Raw genomic sequence first — 15,964 nt, 5'->3', positions numbered from 1 at the left:
TAATGAATTTTTTCAAATAATAATGCTGTTCACCACTATTACTTGATCATGGCTTTAAGCAAAAATCAATAAACAGTGCTGAATAGGGCGCATCAGTTTTAAGTTTTCAAATCATAAATATTGATTATTTAGTAAAGCATCCAACTACTATCATCTGTTATAAGATTAACTTCATCATCAAAATTATAGGGGTTAATGATGTATTGTATTAAGTTTTGAACTTGCTTTGTATTATCGTAGAAAGTAACATTATTATATTTTAAAGCGCAAAAGAAAGCGTCTTCTGCAATATAATTCTGGTCGATTTTGGGAAAATATCCTTTGATATTTGCTTCGTAACATAAAAGCCAGTTTTTAGAATATAAATTCTTGTCAGTTAGATCATGTTTTACTATACTTTCCCATTTTTTAAATTCTACTTTATCTTTAATAACATCATAATTTTGATATAAATCTAAAGCAACAATAGCTACAACAGAATCCTCTAAGTCAGAAATTGCCTGAATTGTTTTTCCTTCAATTGGTATATTTAGTGTCTTACTTAACCATAATGCCCATGAAACCTCATGACTATGATTTAGATTACTATGTTTACAAATTAGCGAATTAATTGTAAAAGATATTTTTTCTTTATTTAATTCATATCCTAAGATCGAATAGCTAAGTAGTATTTCTGTAGCTACAACTAATGCATTGGGTGCAACCATAATTGATTGTAATATGAATGATTCATAGAGATTCCAATTGTCAGGTTGTATATAAGTTTTACTGATTTTGCGAAGAGCATATTTAATTACAAAGTCCTCTGAAAATAACTTTGAATATTCAAACACTTTACTGAAGTAAGTTATGATATCACTATGCTGTTCTACTATATTTCCATCACTAATAGGATATCTTCTCATCTCTGACACCCAAATTGGCTCAATAGATTCGGGAAGTTCAACAATAAAAGTTTTTTCGGAATTATTTTCTAATTCAAACTCTTGAAGGATTTTGTGTATTTGAGAAAGTGCAAACTCTGCATCTGAAAGAGAGTTGAAATATAAATAATAATCATCCATATAACGAAATCCATCAAAAATAAAAGGTATTACTTGTTTAAGTCTTTTATCTATGGCAGAACCAATAATTTCTGCTATGATCAATGATGAATCAGTTCCAATAGGAATACCTAAGGTCTGTTGATCTTGTGTATTACGAACGCAACGATCAATTTTGTTTCCTATTAGAGACTCACTTCTATTTATTTTAGAGATATCTTTCCCATGAATAGCCCACGGAATACTATGAGTATAAATAGTAGAATAAAACCTTGAAATGTCAGCGTGAAGACAATAAGAATAACCTACTGAATGAATAACCCGCCAATCTAGCAAATCTTTGTAATTGGTAGATACAGCCCGTTCAAGAGTTGAATCACTACTAAGAGAAGATTCCATACCTGGGAAAGATTCTGTATCTGAGGAATGTTCACTCCTTTTCTTACAGCAAAATAATAATGGTTTATATAGAAAAGAAGTTTCAATAGATTCCCTCACCTCTTGCCAATTATCAGATAATGTATTACATAAAATAATTTGATGGAGAGGATTTGGAATTGCTAAATTACGGCGGGAGTATTTACTTTTAGGAAATGAATAATAAGAGCATTTACTAGAAGACTTTTTTGGTGTTTCTTGAACAATGCTATTAATTTTATCTAAATTAGTTGCAAGTCCTTCTGTTGTAAATGCTGGCACTAACTCTTTAGGAAAGAAACCGCTTCTGATAAAATCTTCGGTCTGAATAAGAGGAGAATTGGTTTGTATCATTGCACTATGGTTTGAAATCTTAAATTAAAGTATGTTCTAACACATAAATTCCAGCATTATTAACTAGAGATAGGAATAAAAAGCTAAGGCTCTTAGAGGCTGAAACTCTTTCTGTATAGTTACAAAATCTTTACATTGCCAAAGCTCAAGCTTCCAACTGTTCCAGCGATAATGCCTGAATTTTGGCTAAAAGTTCCTCAGCAATTTCACCAAATAGTTGTTTTATTAGTCGGAGGAGGAGCGATCGCACTTCTTCCACCGCTCTGATATACCCGCGTGTCTGCAAATACTTCTTCACTTCGGGAAACTTTATTTGTAGCCATCATTATTTTACGGAGTGCGATCGCCTTTCTTCTCTGGGTGAAACTTACCCGCTTACTTCACCTTGTAACCACCCTTCTAAGTCAGCAAGAGTAGAGAAATCCAACAAAGCATCACCTAAAGCTTCCAACTGTTCCACCGATAACCCTTGAATCTGGGACAGAAGCGCATCAGGAATATTACCCACGCGCCGATTTAATAGTCGTAAAACAATCGTTCTTTCTCCTTCGACCTTTCCTTCGAGCTTTCCTTCAACCTTTCCTTCTTCCTTCGCTTCCAGAATAGCCCGTGGTTCTTCCAAATTCAGTCCCAACATTGCTGCAATCTCCTCTCGACTAAGGTTAGAAAACTTGTAGACGATAATCGTCGTCACCAAATCAATTATCGCTTGCTCCGATTGTTGGCGTGCTTGTTCCAGCAAAAACCGCGCCCCCTCCACTGCTTCGGTTTCAGAAGTAACATTTGTCAGCAACATCAAACCCAATCCCAAAGGTTGTTGTCGTAAATCTCCCAACTCATCCAGATAAACCCGCCTGACTTGACCACTTTCCAGCAAAGCGCGGTGAATCGTTGAGTTGGAGGGTTCCAGGCTGCGAGAACCAAAGATTATTACCCCAAACCAGTCATCGTAACGGATAGAGTGGCGGTAGAGAAACAAAAACAATTCGCTAAAGAAGCGGTGATATAGGTCATCATCCTTCTGAAACTGGACTTCCGCAAAAAAGACGGTTTTGGAAACTGCATTAGCAGGAGGTCAAAATACTCCATCAATTCGAAACGCCGTTTCTTTCACTTCAACAGATTCAAACTGGTAGTTTTTTGCTTCTGGGGGTGGTTCATCTACTAATTCAAATAGCAAACCGGGAAATTGCTTGAACAATTTGTAGAAGATGGTGTCACGTCGCATTTTTATTCCTCAGCACCCAGACAATTACCAGATTGTAAAGGCTTGAGACAACAATTTTAGCGTAGGCGTAGCCCACCGTAGGTATCGCTTGTCCCTAAGACCGCGATAAAATTCTCAAGCACAACAGCGCACTCCATACCAATGCAAATTAACTGGCAAACTGCCAAAACCTACGAAGATATCTTGTATCAAAAAACTGATGGTATTGCGAAAATCACCATCAACCGTCCCCATAAACGCAATGCTTTCCGTCCAGAAACAGTCTTTGAACTGTATGATGCTTTTTGCAATGCTCGTGAAGATACCAGTATTGGTGTTGTCCTATTTACTGGCTATGGCCCACACACTGATGGCAAATATGCCTTTTGTTCTGGAGGCGATCAAAGTGTGCGGGGACATGCGGGTTATGTGGACGAAACTGGCATTCCCCGGTTGAATGTGCTGGACTTACAACGCCTGATTCGTTCCATGCCGAAAGTGGTGATTGCTTTAGTCGCTGGATATGCGATCGGTGGTGGACACGTCCTACACTTGATTTGTGACCTTACCATCGCTGCCGATAACGCCATTTTTGGACAGACTGGCCCGAAAGTCGGCAGTTTCGACGGTGGTTTTGGAGCCAGCTATCTCGCCCGCGTTGTGGGGCAAAAAAAAGCTAGAGAAATCTGGTTTCTGTGCCGCCAATATGATGCACAACAAGCGCTAGAAATGGGCTTAATTAATTGTGTCGTCCCAGTCGAACAACTAGAAGCGGAAGGTATTCAATGGGCGCAGGAAATTTTAGAAAAAAGTCCGATCGCAATTCGGTGTCTCAAAGCTGCGTTCAACGCTGATTGTGACGGACAAGCTGGTTTACAAGAACTCGCTGGCAATGCCACCCTACTCTATTACATGACAGAAGAAGGGTCTGAGGGCAAACAAGCCTTTCTGGAAAAGCGTCCACCAGATTTCCGCTCTTTTCCTTGGTTACCTTAAAATTGCAAAAATCGCACCTCACTAAAGGGTGCGATTTTTGTAGATGTCAACATTTACAGCACTAAAAATCTTAAAAACAAATCTTATCTTAAGCAAACTACAAAATCAATTCAGTAATAATGGATGACTAAATAACCACTGCTTTAGTCTTTACCTGTTCAGATATAGAGGCAGTTATTTCCTCTACAGGGGTAAGAGCAGCATTGTCTAAATCTGAGGCTAAGGAGTGAGAAGATGTTAAAACTGGGGCTGCGTCTGGCAAAATCCAAGCATCTTCCAAGGTTTCCCAAGAAGGTGCAAAAGGTGGAAGCGCCAAAGAGCAAGCCTTCCAAGTTGCTTGAACAGGCGCTCCCAACTGCTGGCACATTCCGCCACGGCGACCCTCTGGCTGGTAATGACGGCAATATCTACAGGCAGATGCTAAAAATTTAATGGGTTTCATTTGGATTCATCTTTAGTGCCGTTTCTGGCTGAATTTCATCTTTATATTCTGCTTCTATATATAAAGACGGATAAGAGCCAAAAAGCCATTATTTTCTATAGGTTTCAGCGATCCCGACGAAAAAATAAACTTTAGGATATTTTTATATTCTTGTTATATTTTTAAATAATGCTAAGAGTAGTTACCTATGGCTTTTGGCTAAAACTTATTAGGGATCAAGACTAAAACCAAAGCTTTTGATTTCTTTAGCCTTTTAACTTCCTCCTTAAGGATAGCTTTAGGCAGATAATTTTAGATAAAGAGTCTGCTTTTGTTACCACATTTGCCATATTTAAGCAGCAAAATACATTTTTTCTTAAGAATCATAACTATTTTATGTGGTAGCAGCAAGTTACTTTAGGATAAATTCTGCTCAACGAATAATCACTAAACTATTTTGCTTTTATTTAGGTCAGGACTGATTCCCTTCAAAACTGTTTAGCCGCACAGACAGAACAGACTTCCCAACGCTGGAGTTCGCCAGGTGGGGTGGGAGATTCACATTGAGGACAAAGAGGTAAGCCATGCGATCGCGATCGCATGATCTTAGCCCAATGCCCAAAAGCAGCATTAACATCCTTAGTGGGTGTAACATCAGGGCGACTAATCTCATCACCAAGGTAACTGGGATGCTCATCGGGCGAAACCGTTTGTTGCTGTTTTCTCTCCACAGATGGATTCTGCCAGCCAGCAGTAGAGAAGCGAATATCAACCAAAGGCGTTGGTAGCTTTTTATTCAACTTTAAAAGCAGAGATGTGCGACTAAAAGTCAGGTTTTGCGCCCAAGCAGCACTAGAAGTTGCCACCCACAAAACATCGCGCTGAATTGACAACGGTCGAGTATTTGCGGCAACTACTAGGCCAACAACTTCTGCCCAACACTTGAGCAGGTGTTGAAATGGTTGCTCTTGCCATTTAGCCTGCTTTTCTAGAATGCCCAAAATATCATTAATTGATTTCAAAGACATCGTTAAAAGTTAAAAGTAGGAAGTGGGGGAGAGGAGGAGCAGGAGAAGAAGCAGGGGGGCAGGGGGCAGGGGGCAGGGGGCAAGAGGGAGAATACAAAATTACCTCTTTCCCCTCTGCTCCCTGCTCCCTACTCCTTTGCCTTTTCCCAATGCCCAATGCCCCATACCCAATCTATATATTTAGATAATTTTCGCTACTATTGTCACAAATATATCTAAAGTTAATTCCAGCAGTCTACGTTTGAGGCACAGAGGCAATGACTCAAAACCCCCTGAACGATTCCGGATCGTCTAAAACACCTGGGTTGAAACCAGCACTAGCAGCAGCACTAGCGAGTTTAGAGGTGCCGCTAGATCAAGAGTTAGCTCGATACCGACGCACACGAACTGGTTTGGTGTCATCGAACCAGCCTCGTGTTGTAAGTTACATGAGCAGTCAACTCCAGCCATTGACTGCCATTCCTACAACATCGGGCACAACTCAGTCATCAGTAACAGAAATCAAAACCAACGTGCCGCCTGCATCTGTACCCGTTAATTATCAGGGAACCCCAGTGCCAGCTACAGCAAAAATCGACGTACCATCAGCATCTTCTGTAGTTGTGAATCCTGAGATGAAACCAGCGCCAGCTAAGGCAAAGACAGAGGAACTAAATAATCTGAATGTGACCTCCACCTCCGATTCTGCTAAAACACAAACTCAACTTCCACCACCCCCGCCCAACTTTAGTAGCAGCATTGTGCCAGCAATCGTTAAAGATAGTAAGAGCGAAAATCTCTTACAGCCAGATGACACCCCTAAGCACCCAGATGACTATTTGGAATCTAGTGAAGCACTGCTGCGAAGTCTGACAGAAGAACAACCAGAAACCAAGAAGCCAAGCAATTCTAGCGACAGTTTGCTATCACCTTTGGGTATCGGTTCCATGTTGCTGCTATTGGTGGCGAGTCTTACCTTGGGTTATGTGCTGTTCAATCCCAAAAGCTTGTCACAATGGAATCTAGGCAAGTTGTTTAACGGTAACTCGTCTCCCGCACCAGAAAATACTGAGGAAGTTGGGAGTAATATCCAACCTCCGATCCAGCCACCAAGCACATCTATACCCAAGTATCCCAATTTAGCTGCCCAAGAGTTTCCTGAAGTGAGAGACCCCAATGATGTAGTTGGCTTACAACCCAAAGTCCAACCAACTCTTGCAGTAGTGCCTAATCCAATCGTTCCTCAAAACCCCGCAAATCCTCAAGCAGCATTGCCTGATACCAACACAGCCCTAAAACCGACAAAGCCGCTCGCTTTAGCACCAGCACCGACGTTACAGCCCTTGCCTCCACTGAATTTGCCTCCCACTTCAACGGCAAAAACCTCGCCCAAACCAATCGCAACCTCACCAAAGCCAGATGCAGAAATCCAACCAGCAACAGATGGGTTCTATCATGTAGTGATAGATAATAAAGGCGCGGCTTTGGCCTCAGCACGGCAAGTAATTCCCGATGCTTATCTATCACCCAATAAAGAATTGATTTATCTGGGTGCTTTTAAGACTAAAGAGCAAGTACAACAACATATGAAATTGTTACAGGCAAAGGGAATCAAGGCACGGGTTCAGCAGCCATGAGTTGCAAAAATCTACGATACCATGAGATAACAGTCCTGAGTCATGAGTGCTGAGTTCTGGATAAACAGGACACGGAGACGTTTTAATTATCCGTGTTGCCACATCTACTACTTTCCGCATCCTCTTGGTAAAGTCAGAAGTCTTAACACTCAGCACTAAGTTAGTTGGGATGTGGCATCCACATTTGCGGTGATGAGTAATTATCAAAACTCATTACTCAGCACTGAATTTCGTGAATGGAGAGCCGACATGGAATTAATCAAGCGTATCCTGCGGGTGATTCGCGCTAATCTTAATAGTTTGATCGGCGGTGCAGAAGATCCAGAAAAGATTCTAGAGCAGACTGTCCTGGAGATGCAGGAAAATCTGGTGCGGTTGCGGCAAGGTGTAGCACAAGCGATCGCTACCCAAAAACGCACTGAACGACAGGCAGCGGCTGCCAACTCTCAAACGGAAGAATGGTATCGTCGCGCTCAATTGGCGCTGCAACAAGGCAGCGAACCTCTAGCACGCGAAGCTTTGACTAAGCGCCAAGCCTATAAAGAAACCACTACAGCCCTGTTTTCCCAGATAGAGCAGCAAAACGATATAGTAGCTAGGCTAAAAAAAGATATGCGATCGCTAGAGTTAAAAATTGCCGAGGCGAAAACAAAAAAAGATATGTATATTGCTCGCGCTCGTTCTGCCGAAGCATCTTATCGACTCCAGGAAATGCTCGGCGGAGTTTCTGCCACTAGCAGTCTGAGTGCCTTTGAGCGCATGGAAGAAAAAGTTTCGCAGATAGAAGCTAAATCAGAAGCAATAGCTCAACTCAGTAGCGACGACTTGGAAACACAATTTACTTCCTTGGAATCTACTAATAATGTGAATGCCGAATTGGCAGCGATGAAGGTGCAGGTTTTAAACGGGGCAGAAAACACACAGCCCAACAGTCTCCTCACCCAGGAGAGCCAAAAGATAGAGCAGCCTCCCCAACAGCAGTTACCTAAAATTCAGGACTCTTGAAGTTCGGCTAATTACCCCACTTTGGAGATATCTTAACAATTAAGAGTTGTTGGGAGGTACTGATTCAAACCGGAAAGATTACATTGAAATAGGTAGCTATTAAAAAAGTAAAAAAGCTAACTGTCCAACAAAAAGCGTAAAGCACACAAGGAAAAACAAAGTTATGGGATTATTCGATCGCATTAAGCGAGTAGTTAGTTCTAACCTCAACGACCTGGTTAACAAAGCCGAAGACCCCGAAAAAATGCTAGAGCAAGCCATCCTGGAAATGCAGGAAGACTTGGTTCAGCTACGTCAGGGAGTAGCCCAGGCGATCGCCGCCCAAAAACGTAGTGAGAAACAGTACAATGATGCCCAAAATGAAATCAATAAGTGGCAACGCAATGCCCAACTGGCGCTGCAAAAAGGTGATGAGAATTTAGCACGACAAGCTCTAGAGCGCAAAAAAACCTATACTGACACCAGCGCCGCCCTCAAAGCTAGTTTAGATACCCAAAGCACTCAAGTTGAAACCCTCAAGCGCAACTTAATCCAGCTCGAAAGCAAAATTTCTGAGGCTAAGACCAAGAAAGAAATGCTCAAAGCTCGGATCACTACTGCCAAAGCCCAAGAGCAACTCCAAGGCATGGTGCGTGGGATGAATACCAGCAGTGCAATGTCTGCCTTCGAGCGGATGGAAGAAAAGGTATTGATGCAAGAAGCCAGGGCCCAGGCACAAGGAGAGTTAGCAGGAGCAGATTTAGAAACCCAATTTGCCCAGTTGGAAGGTAGTAGCGATGTTGATGATGAATTGGCAGCTTTGAAAGCGCAAATGTTACCACCCGCTACTCCCCAAAGTCAAGCTCAACTGCCACCGCAACAAGAAACCACTGCTCCTAAATCTAATGAGGTGGTTGATGCCGAGTTGGATTCCCTACGCAAGCAATTGGATCAACTGTAAAATTGGCAGAAAACTTATTTGAGCCAGTCCCACGCCTGTTGGCTGTGGGATTTTGCGTCGTTAGTCAATAGTTAACAGTCCTAATAACTATAAATTATTGACTATGGACTGTTGACGACTTTGGGATAAAGTATTGTGTGTGCCAACTTTGATCGCCACCTGATGGAGACTGCAATGAGTAAGGCTGTAATCACCATAACTGATGCTGAGTTTGAAACCGAAGTGTTAAAAGCCGAGCAGCCTGTATTAGTTTACTTTTGGGCTTCCTGGTGTGGGCCTTGTCAATTGATGTCGCCCCTGATTAACTCAACCGCTACCAAATATAGCGATCGCCTCAAAGTCGTTAAGATGGAAATTGACCCCAACCCACTCACTGTTAAGCAGTACCAAGTGGAAGGTGTACCCGCCCTCAGACTATTTCAAGGAGATAAACTACTAGAATCCACTGAGGGAGTTATCGGCAAAGATAAATTACTCGCTCTTTTAGATACGCACTTAAGCAGTAATTAGTCAATAGTTCATGGCAAATGACTAATGACTAATGACTAATGATTAATGACTAATGACTAACATACAGTTTGCAAAACGTTTACAACCCCTACAATCTAATGTATTTGCTGATATGGACAGAGCCAAAGCAGTCGCTTTGGCCGCTGGACGGCAGGTAATTGATTTGTCCTTGGGGTCTTCTGATTTACCAGCCGAGGCACACGTCATTGAGGCGATCGCTCAGTCTCTCCACGATCGCAGTACCCACGGCTATCTATTGTTTAACGGTACCCAAGGGTTTCGCGAAGCCGCAGCCAACTGGTACAAACAAAAATTTGGCATCAAAGTCAATCCCCAAACTGAGGTACTACCTCTGATTGGTTCTCAAGAAGGTACAGCCCATTTACCCCTAGCAATACTCAATCCAGGGGATTTTGCCCTATTGCTCGACCCAGGTTATCCCTCCCATGCGGGGGGAGTCTACCTAGCCAGTGGCCAGATCTACCCAATGCCAATACGGGCAGAAAACGGTTTTTTACCAGTGTTTGCTGATATTCCCGCTCCAGTCTTGGCTCAGTCGCGGATGATGGTATTAAGCTATCCTCACAATCCCACAGCTGCGATCGCACCTTTATCTTTCTTCCAAGAAGCCGTCGCCTTCTGTCAACAACACAATCTTGTGCTGGTTCACGATTTCCCCTACGTAGATTTGGTATTTGGGGAAACTGGGGAGTGGCTAGATTATTCTCCCAATCCAAAATCCAAAATCCAAAATCCAAAATCCCTAGTACCCTCGATTCTGCAAGCTGATCCAAAGAAAAGCGTCTCGATTGAATTTTTCACCCTTTCCAAGTCCTACAATATGGGCGGCTTCCGCATTGGCTACGCCATCGGTAATGCCGAGTTAATTAACGCTTTACGCCAGGTAAAAGCCGCTGTTGATTTTAATCAGTATAGGGGAATTTTGAATGGTGCGATCGCAGCCCTAACTGGGCCTCAAGCTGGGGTAAAAACGGCTGTTGCAACCTTCCAACAGCGCCGCGATGCTTTCATCACTGCTTTGCATCGCATTGGCTGGAACGTTCCCACTCCCCAAGCCACAATGTACATCTGGGCAAAGTTGCCTTCGTCTTGGAGTCAAAACTCCGTAGAATTTTGTACCCAGCTAGTCAAACAAACTGGTGTAGCCGCTTCCCCAGGTGCTGGCTTTGGTAAATCCGGAGAAGGATATGTCCGTTTTGCCTTGGTGCATGAGCCACCTTTGTTAGAAACTGCTGTGGAAAGAATTGCTGAATTTCTAAATTAAATTTATTCTCAAACTAAACTCCAAAGGTTTTTTCCAGCAAAGTCTATGGATAGAAAACACGGTAGGGGCGCACAGATGTGCGCCCCTACGAATACCTATATTCTACTAAAAACGACACTATGTATCTAAAGACACTATTGCATTTGACTGAAAATGTAATTATACGTAAAAAACTCGAGAAATATTCGTCATCTTTTCATTGATAATCGTCAGGAACTTTACCCAATCAAGTCTCCCCATTTCTTAAACTGGGTTTGTACGCAAAGCTACCAAAGATGGCTAACAATGTAGGTCGCCTTTTTAAGCAGCCGTATTGTCAAAAAGCCTGTAGTCAAGACAGCCCAAGCCTAGAAACGGCAGTAGTTTAAAACTTAACTTCCAAACTGACAGAGACTTGAAAACAATGAAGATGACTTTTCAGAAACTTGTAATTGGTGCTTCAATGGCTATTGGTGTGAGCGCTCTTGCCACTGTACCAGCACAGGCTGGAACCCTTACCGGCGCTACTATTGGTGGAACAGCAGCCAGTGATTATTTTGTCTATGATTCCAATGCTACAAATACCTTCAAAGTAGCAAATACTAGTGCAAATGTACAAAAAGTCCTAGATGGAAATGCCGCAAATCCTACTGGAAATGTAGAGTTACGAGCTAGCACTGAAGGAGTGGGTTTTGATTTCACCAAAAACACCAGCTTGACAGGGCAAATTGGTGGCAGAAGTATTACTTTGAGCAGTCTAACAGAAGCAGATTGGTTTAGTACTGGATCGGGAATAAGTAAAATCTATGGAGCAAATAATTTTGCAAATACTTGGTTTAAGCAATTTGCTAACGCAGCTGGTATAACAGCAAGTTCTATCCCTACAGCCTATAATGCGTTTTTTGGCATCAATGGTTTCCAACGCTCCAGCGACCCTAATATCTCTTATGTTAATCAAAATGACATCACTGGCGATATTAAAATTGGGTTAGCCGGTCACTTTAATTTAAAAGACTACTATGCTCCTTTATTAGGACCTATGGCTAGTCTTCTCAAAAATGGATTCCAAGCTAGTGAAGTTGTGAAAGTTACCTACAATGACAAGACTGATTTCCTTTACAGCTTTTCTGCTACGGCAACTAACCTAAAAGAAGGTACTGATGGAAAGTCTCACAGTGGCAACTATGAAGTTAGCATAAAAGGTGTGCCTCCCGCAGCAGTGCCAGAACCATCAGTAATACTGGGTCTGCTAGGTGTTGCTGGTGTGTTTGCTACCCAACGCAAATTTAAAAAAGCGTCTATTTAAGATTACGAGTTCAAAACGACAAATAAGTAAGGGAGCTGTTAGCTCCCTTTTTTGATGAATAATTCCTTCCAGCTATAAGATAATTTAATCTTCTAGGTTATACTGTTTCTAAAAATATTTGCAACAAATGGATTGGTTATAAATATCTACATCTGTATGCCTCTACCAACGTATTTGTAACAGATATTTCGTGGAATGGCATGACTTACCATACCCTTAGTTAGAGGATTACTTAAGTAGTTTTACTAATACAACTTAGGCAATTCAATTTTTAAAATCAGCCGTTGGTTTAGTACTCTAAATTAGAAAAATTTCGTAAAAAAAAGCTTAATTTTTAATTAAATTATATTTAAGGATACTATTATTTAAGTATTGTAGTGCAGCTAAATTTAATTTATTCATATCTTTGACTAGATGACATAAGTCAAACTTCTATTTGTTTCACCGTTTAAATGCACTCCCGTTTTAGCTTATGGTAATAATTGTTGGCTTTCACTTAAGATAATCAGATAATAGGTAACAATGAGAGCACAATTACTCAATATAGATCAGCCATTGCGGTCACACAAAGTGAGACGAATTTTGCTAGTTGAAGACCATTATCTCAATCGGATGTTACTGAGTGACTATCTAAGTTACTGTGGGTACGATGTCCAAAGCTTATCAGAAGGCTCTGGTTTTTTCTCAACTATAGAGAAATTCGAGCCAGATTTAATGTTATTAGACTTGAAATTGCCAGATATTGACGGCTATTCGCTCTTAAAACAAGTTCAGCAAAAACCTGATTTGTCAAAAATACCTATCATTGTCGTATCAGCCTTTGCTTTTAAAGCAGATCAAGAAAAAGCTCTAAGTTTGGGTGCGTGTCGCTATTTTGTCAAACCTCTAAAACTCAAGGATCTCATCCTTACAATTGAAGAACAGTTTACTTGTCGCCACAGATAAATTTTCTAGTTGGCGTGCATTTATTCAGATTTTTGGTTAGCGATAAACTCTTCCACGTGCTCACTAAGATTTTGTACAGAACTGCCAATTTTTGAAATTTTCTGTTGTAGTTGTGCTAACAACAAAACTGCTGTTTGCAGATCATTAAGAGTTTCGGCCATAGCTTCACGGTACTGGGCTTCAAAGTCTTGTATATTCATAGTTTAGCTTTTGTATTAAATCATTATAATAGCTATATTCTCAATCATAATCATAAATTTAAATTACTAAATCCGTTAATTCGCTTAATGTTATAATTTCAATTAAAAAACCAAAATACTGGAGATTAACAAATTATTTATCTGATATTTATATAAGCGATATATCAGACTCTTGTTTATTATTAAGCATGAAAATATAAAAATATAAACATCAATAAATAAAATCTTCTCAACTTCAATATAAAGTTTCAGATAACAAAGTTTTCTCGATTTAAAAATGTTAATTATAGATTCAAAAAGCAAAGTTTTTATTCTGACAGCAGCAGCCGATGACTAAGGTCGCAGCTAGACAAACTCTTATCTGCTCCAAAGTTCTGATGCTTGCAACGATTTTTCTCGCAAGCGTGTAGCTTGAAAAACGATCCACCCTGCGGGAAGCTCAAACGCGAATAGCGTATCGCAGACAAGACTCGCTAATGCTGGGCTAACGACGGGAACCGCAATCGCGCAGCGTCTCGCGACCCCCTCACCGCAGAAGCGTCTACAGACTTCTCTTTGTATGGAGTAAATGCCTACCTAACTTGAGAGTGCTAAGTAAAAAATTCGGCGTTGGATATTTGCGGGATGATTTGGCAACTTCTAAAATTCCCCCCTGCTTCCTCTGCCTCCCTTGCCTCCCCTACTTGCCGTGTATACAGTTCATCAGGGCTACTTTATATTTACTTAATAAATAGTCTGTTAAATCGGCACGAAAAAATAATTTTTCTTAAAATAGAGAAAGAGTACTTAATTTTGGTTGTGGCAATACCTACTGAAATACTATCACTGCTTAAAGAGCCAGAACGATTGGAAAACCGTCTAGCCGAAATTCCACCGGAACCGGGGGTTTATTTCATGCGGGACAGGAGCGATCGCATTATATATATAGGTAAATCACGTAAGTTGCGATCGCGTGTCCGTTCCTATTTTCGAGATGGCTACAACAAGAGTGAACGCATCGCCACAATGGTCAAGTTAGTGACCGAAATTGAATTTATCGTCACTGATACTGAAGCCGAAGCGCTAGCGCTAGAAGCCAACTTGATTAAGCAGCACCAGCCATACTTTAACGTGCTGCTCAAAGATGATAAAAAATATCCCTATCTCTGCATCACTTGGTCAGAAGATTATCCGCGAATTTTTATTACCCGTAAACGCCAATTCGGTAAAGAAAAGGATAAATTTTACGGGCCTTATACTGATGCTGGTCTATTGCGAGAAATTGTCCGCATCTGTAAGCGGATCTTTCCACAGCGACAACGACCTCAACCACTTTTCAAAGACCGTCCTTGCTTGAATTTTGATTTAGGGCGCTGTCCAGGTGTGTGTCAACAGATGATTTCACCAGAAGAATATCGCAAAATTGTGCAAAAGATTGCGATGGTTTTTCAAGGTCGAACTCAGGAACTAATTGATATTTTGACCCAACAGATGAACGCAGCAGCTGAGAACTTGAATTTTGAGTCAGCGGCACGGATTCGCGATCAAATTTCTGGGTTAAAGTCGCTGACAGCCGACCAAAAAGTTTCCTTACCAGATGATACAGTCTCGCGGGATGCGATCGCACTGGCAGCTAACGAAGAACACGCCTGTATTCAACTATTCCAGATTCGCGCTGGTCAATTGGTAGGACGTTTGGCCTTTGTGGCAGATGCTCACGCAGAACCAGGAGCTATTTTACAACGAGCTTTAGAAGAACATTACCAAACTGCTGACTCAGTGGAAATACCCACAGAGATTTTGGTACAGCATAATTTACCAGATGTGGAGATATTGACGGATGTCTTAACTCAACGTAAGGGCAAAAAAGTCACGATTTTGACTCCTTTACGGCAAACTAAGGCAGAATTGATTGAGATGGTAGAGCGAAATGCCCAGTATGAATTGCAAAGAATGCAGAAATTAGGCGATCGCAATCACCAAGCAATGCAAGATTTAGCAGCCATTCTCGATTTACCAGATGTACCCCACCGCATCGAAGGTTATGACATTTCTCATATTCAAGGGTCAAATGCTGTCGCTTCGCAAGTTGTGTTTATCGACGGATTACCCGCTAAACAATACTATCGCCACTACAAAATTAAAAATCCTACAGTGACAGCAGGACATTCAGATGATTTTGCCAGTCTTGCTGAAGTCATCCAGCGGCGGTTTCGCAAATATGGCGTTGGGGAATCTGTAGCGTCAGACGGCTCTACAAATCAGCAATTATCACGCTCGGGTAATCCGGACTGGCCTGATTTAATCATGATCGATGGTGGTAAAGGTCAGTTATCATCGGTTGTTGCTGTCTTGCAAGAAATGAATTTATTAGAAGACTTGCGAGTTGTAAGTTTAGCAAAACAGCGAGAAGAGATTTTTTTACCAGGAGAATCTAAACCCTTAATAACTGATGCAGAACAACCAGGGGTACAGTTGTTGCGGCGGCTGCGGGATGAAGCGCATCGGTTTGCCGTGAGTTTCCATCGTCAGCAGCGCAGTGATAAATTGAAGCGATCGCGTTTAGATGAAATTCCTGGCTTAGGACATCATCGACAAAAGCTGCTACTAGGACATTTTCGCTCAGTTGACTATATTCGGCAAGCGACAACCACACAACTCGCTGAAGTAGCAGGAATTGGGCCACGTCTGGCTCAAGAAATTTACGATTATTTTCATCCTACTTGAAGTGAC

The 15,964-nt window shown here is 41.5% G+C and carries 14 protein-coding genes and 1 pseudogene; 9 read left to right on the top strand and 6 right to left on the bottom strand.

Annotated elements, in window-relative coordinates:
* Positions 1-128: 128 nt before the first annotated feature.
* The 3 genes and pseudogenes from RM347_RS03085 to RM347_RS03075 form a co-directional block, all read right to left on the bottom strand.
* A complete protein-coding gene (locus RM347_RS03085; protein WP_322718024.1) occupies positions 129-1,814 on the bottom strand; it encodes an RNA-directed DNA polymerase in 1,686 nt (561 codons plus the stop codon).
* Positions 1,815-1,959: 145 nt separating this feature from the next.
* Positions 1,960-2,112, bottom strand: a complete 153-nt coding sequence (locus RM347_RS03080) for a DUF4351 domain-containing protein (RefSeq protein WP_322718023.1) — start codon at positions 2,110-2,112, stop codon at positions 1,960-1,962.
* A gap of 69 nt (positions 2,113-2,181) precedes the next feature.
* Positions 2,182-3,042, bottom strand: a pseudogene (locus tag RM347_RS03075) (Rpn family recombination-promoting nuclease/putative transposase).
* Positions 3,043-3,183: 141 nt separating this feature from the next.
* Between RM347_RS03075 and menB the strand changes: the two are divergent.
* Positions 3,184-4,017, top strand: coding sequence for a 1,4-dihydroxy-2-naphthoyl-CoA synthase (gene menB, locus RM347_RS03070; RefSeq protein WP_322718022.1), 834 nt, complete (start codon positions 3,184-3,186; stop codon positions 4,015-4,017).
* Between the two features lie 127 nt (positions 4,018-4,144).
* Here menB and RM347_RS03065 read toward each other — a convergent pair whose 3' ends face one another.
* Positions 4,145-4,459: a hypothetical protein gene (locus tag RM347_RS03065; protein WP_322718021.1), complete on the bottom strand. Its 315-nt coding sequence runs from the start codon at positions 4,457-4,459 to the stop codon at positions 4,145-4,147.
* 467 nt (positions 4,460-4,926) lie between these two features.
* Entirely contained in the window at positions 4,927-5,466 is a 540-nt protein-coding gene (locus RM347_RS03060; protein WP_322718020.1) for a DUF721 domain-containing protein, read from the bottom strand.
* Between the two features lie 257 nt (positions 5,467-5,723).
* Here RM347_RS03060 and RM347_RS03055 point away from each other — a divergent pair, with 257 nt between their 5' ends.
* From RM347_RS03055 to RM347_RS03025, 7 genes are all read left to right on the top strand, one after another.
* Positions 5,724-7,082 (top strand): hypothetical protein, encoded by a 1,359-nt coding sequence (locus RM347_RS03055; protein WP_322718019.1) that lies wholly within the window; start codon positions 5,724-5,726, stop codon positions 7,080-7,082.
* Between the two features lie 249 nt (positions 7,083-7,331).
* Entirely contained in the window at positions 7,332-8,087 is a 756-nt protein-coding gene (locus tag RM347_RS03050) for a PspA/IM30 family protein (protein ID WP_322718148.1), read from the top strand.
* A gap of 163 nt (positions 8,088-8,250) precedes the next feature.
* Positions 8,251-9,027: a PspA/IM30 family protein gene (locus RM347_RS03045; RefSeq protein WP_322718018.1), complete on the top strand. Its 777-nt coding sequence runs from the start codon at positions 8,251-8,253 to the stop codon at positions 9,025-9,027.
* A gap of 174 nt (positions 9,028-9,201) precedes the next feature.
* Entirely contained in the window at positions 9,202-9,537 is a 336-nt protein-coding gene (locus RM347_RS03040; protein ID WP_069073954.1) for a thioredoxin family protein, read from the top strand.
* Positions 9,538-9,589: 52 nt separating this feature from the next.
* Complete coding sequence (locus RM347_RS03035; RefSeq protein ID WP_322718017.1) at positions 9,590-10,822, top strand: LL-diaminopimelate aminotransferase; 1,233 nt, start codon at positions 9,590-9,592, stop codon at positions 10,820-10,822.
* A 403-nt stretch (positions 10,823-11,225) separates the two neighbouring features.
* Complete coding sequence (locus tag RM347_RS03030; protein WP_322718016.1) at positions 11,226-12,107, top strand: NF038130 family PEP-CTERM protein; 882 nt, start codon at positions 11,226-11,228, stop codon at positions 12,105-12,107.
* Between the two features lie 522 nt (positions 12,108-12,629).
* Positions 12,630-13,052, top strand: coding sequence for a response regulator (locus RM347_RS03025; protein ID WP_322718015.1), 423 nt, complete (start codon positions 12,630-12,632; stop codon positions 13,050-13,052).
* Between the two features lie 20 nt (positions 13,053-13,072).
* Here the strand turns inward: RM347_RS03025 and RM347_RS03020 are convergent, their stop codons facing one another.
* Positions 13,073-13,252 carry a hypothetical protein gene (locus RM347_RS03020; RefSeq protein WP_322718014.1) on the bottom strand — a complete coding sequence of 60 codons (180 nt, stop codon included), beginning with the start codon at positions 13,250-13,252 and terminating at the stop codon, positions 13,073-13,075.
* Positions 13,253-14,050: 798 nt separating this feature from the next.
* Here RM347_RS03020 and uvrC point away from each other — a divergent pair.
* A complete protein-coding gene (gene uvrC, locus RM347_RS03015) occupies positions 14,051-15,958 on the top strand; it encodes an excinuclease ABC subunit UvrC (protein ID WP_322718013.1) in 1,908 nt (635 codons plus the stop codon).
* Positions 15,959-15,964 lie beyond the last annotated feature (6 nt).

The organism is Nostoc sp. ChiQUE02 (genome assembly GCF_034531305.2).
Lineage (GTDB): Bacteria > Cyanobacteriota > Cyanobacteriia > Cyanobacteriales > Nostocaceae > Nostoc.
Note: the sequence above shows the minus strand (reverse complement) of the source record. Positions and strands in the feature narration are given on the sequence as shown.

Bases quoted from the DNA above. Each gene is read 5' to 3' on its own strand.
- RM347_RS03085 (WP_322718024.1), bottom strand. From the start codon at position 1,814: ATGATACAAACCAATTCTCCTCTTATTCAGACCGAAGATTTTATCAGA.
- menB (WP_322718022.1), top strand. From the start codon at position 3,184: ATGCAAATTAACTGGCAAACTGCCAAAACCTACGAAGATATCTTGTAT.
- RM347_RS03065 (WP_322718021.1), bottom strand. From the start codon at position 4,459: ATGAAACCCATTAAATTTTTAGCATCTGCCTGTAGATATTGCCGTCAT.
- RM347_RS03060 (WP_322718020.1), bottom strand. From the start codon at position 5,466: ATGTCTTTGAAATCAATTAATGATATTTTGGGCATTCTAGAAAAGCAG.
- RM347_RS03055 (WP_322718019.1), top strand. From the start codon at position 5,724: ATGACTCAAAACCCCCTGAACGATTCCGGATCGTCTAAAACACCTGGG.
- RM347_RS03050 (WP_322718148.1), top strand. From the start codon at position 7,332: ATGGAATTAATCAAGCGTATCCTGCGGGTGATTCGCGCTAATCTTAAT.
- RM347_RS03045 (WP_322718018.1), top strand. From the start codon at position 8,251: ATGGGATTATTCGATCGCATTAAGCGAGTAGTTAGTTCTAACCTCAAC.
- RM347_RS03040 (WP_069073954.1), top strand. From the start codon at position 9,202: ATGAGTAAGGCTGTAATCACCATAACTGATGCTGAGTTTGAAACCGAA.
- RM347_RS03035 (WP_322718017.1), top strand. From the start codon at position 9,590: ATGACTAACATACAGTTTGCAAAACGTTTACAACCCCTACAATCTAAT.
- RM347_RS03030 (WP_322718016.1), top strand. From the start codon at position 11,226: ATGAAGATGACTTTTCAGAAACTTGTAATTGGTGCTTCAATGGCTATT.
- RM347_RS03025 (WP_322718015.1), top strand. From the start codon at position 12,630: ATGAGAGCACAATTACTCAATATAGATCAGCCATTGCGGTCACACAAA.
- RM347_RS03020 (WP_322718014.1), bottom strand. From the start codon at position 13,252: ATGAATATACAAGACTTTGAAGCCCAGTACCGTGAAGCTATGGCCGAA.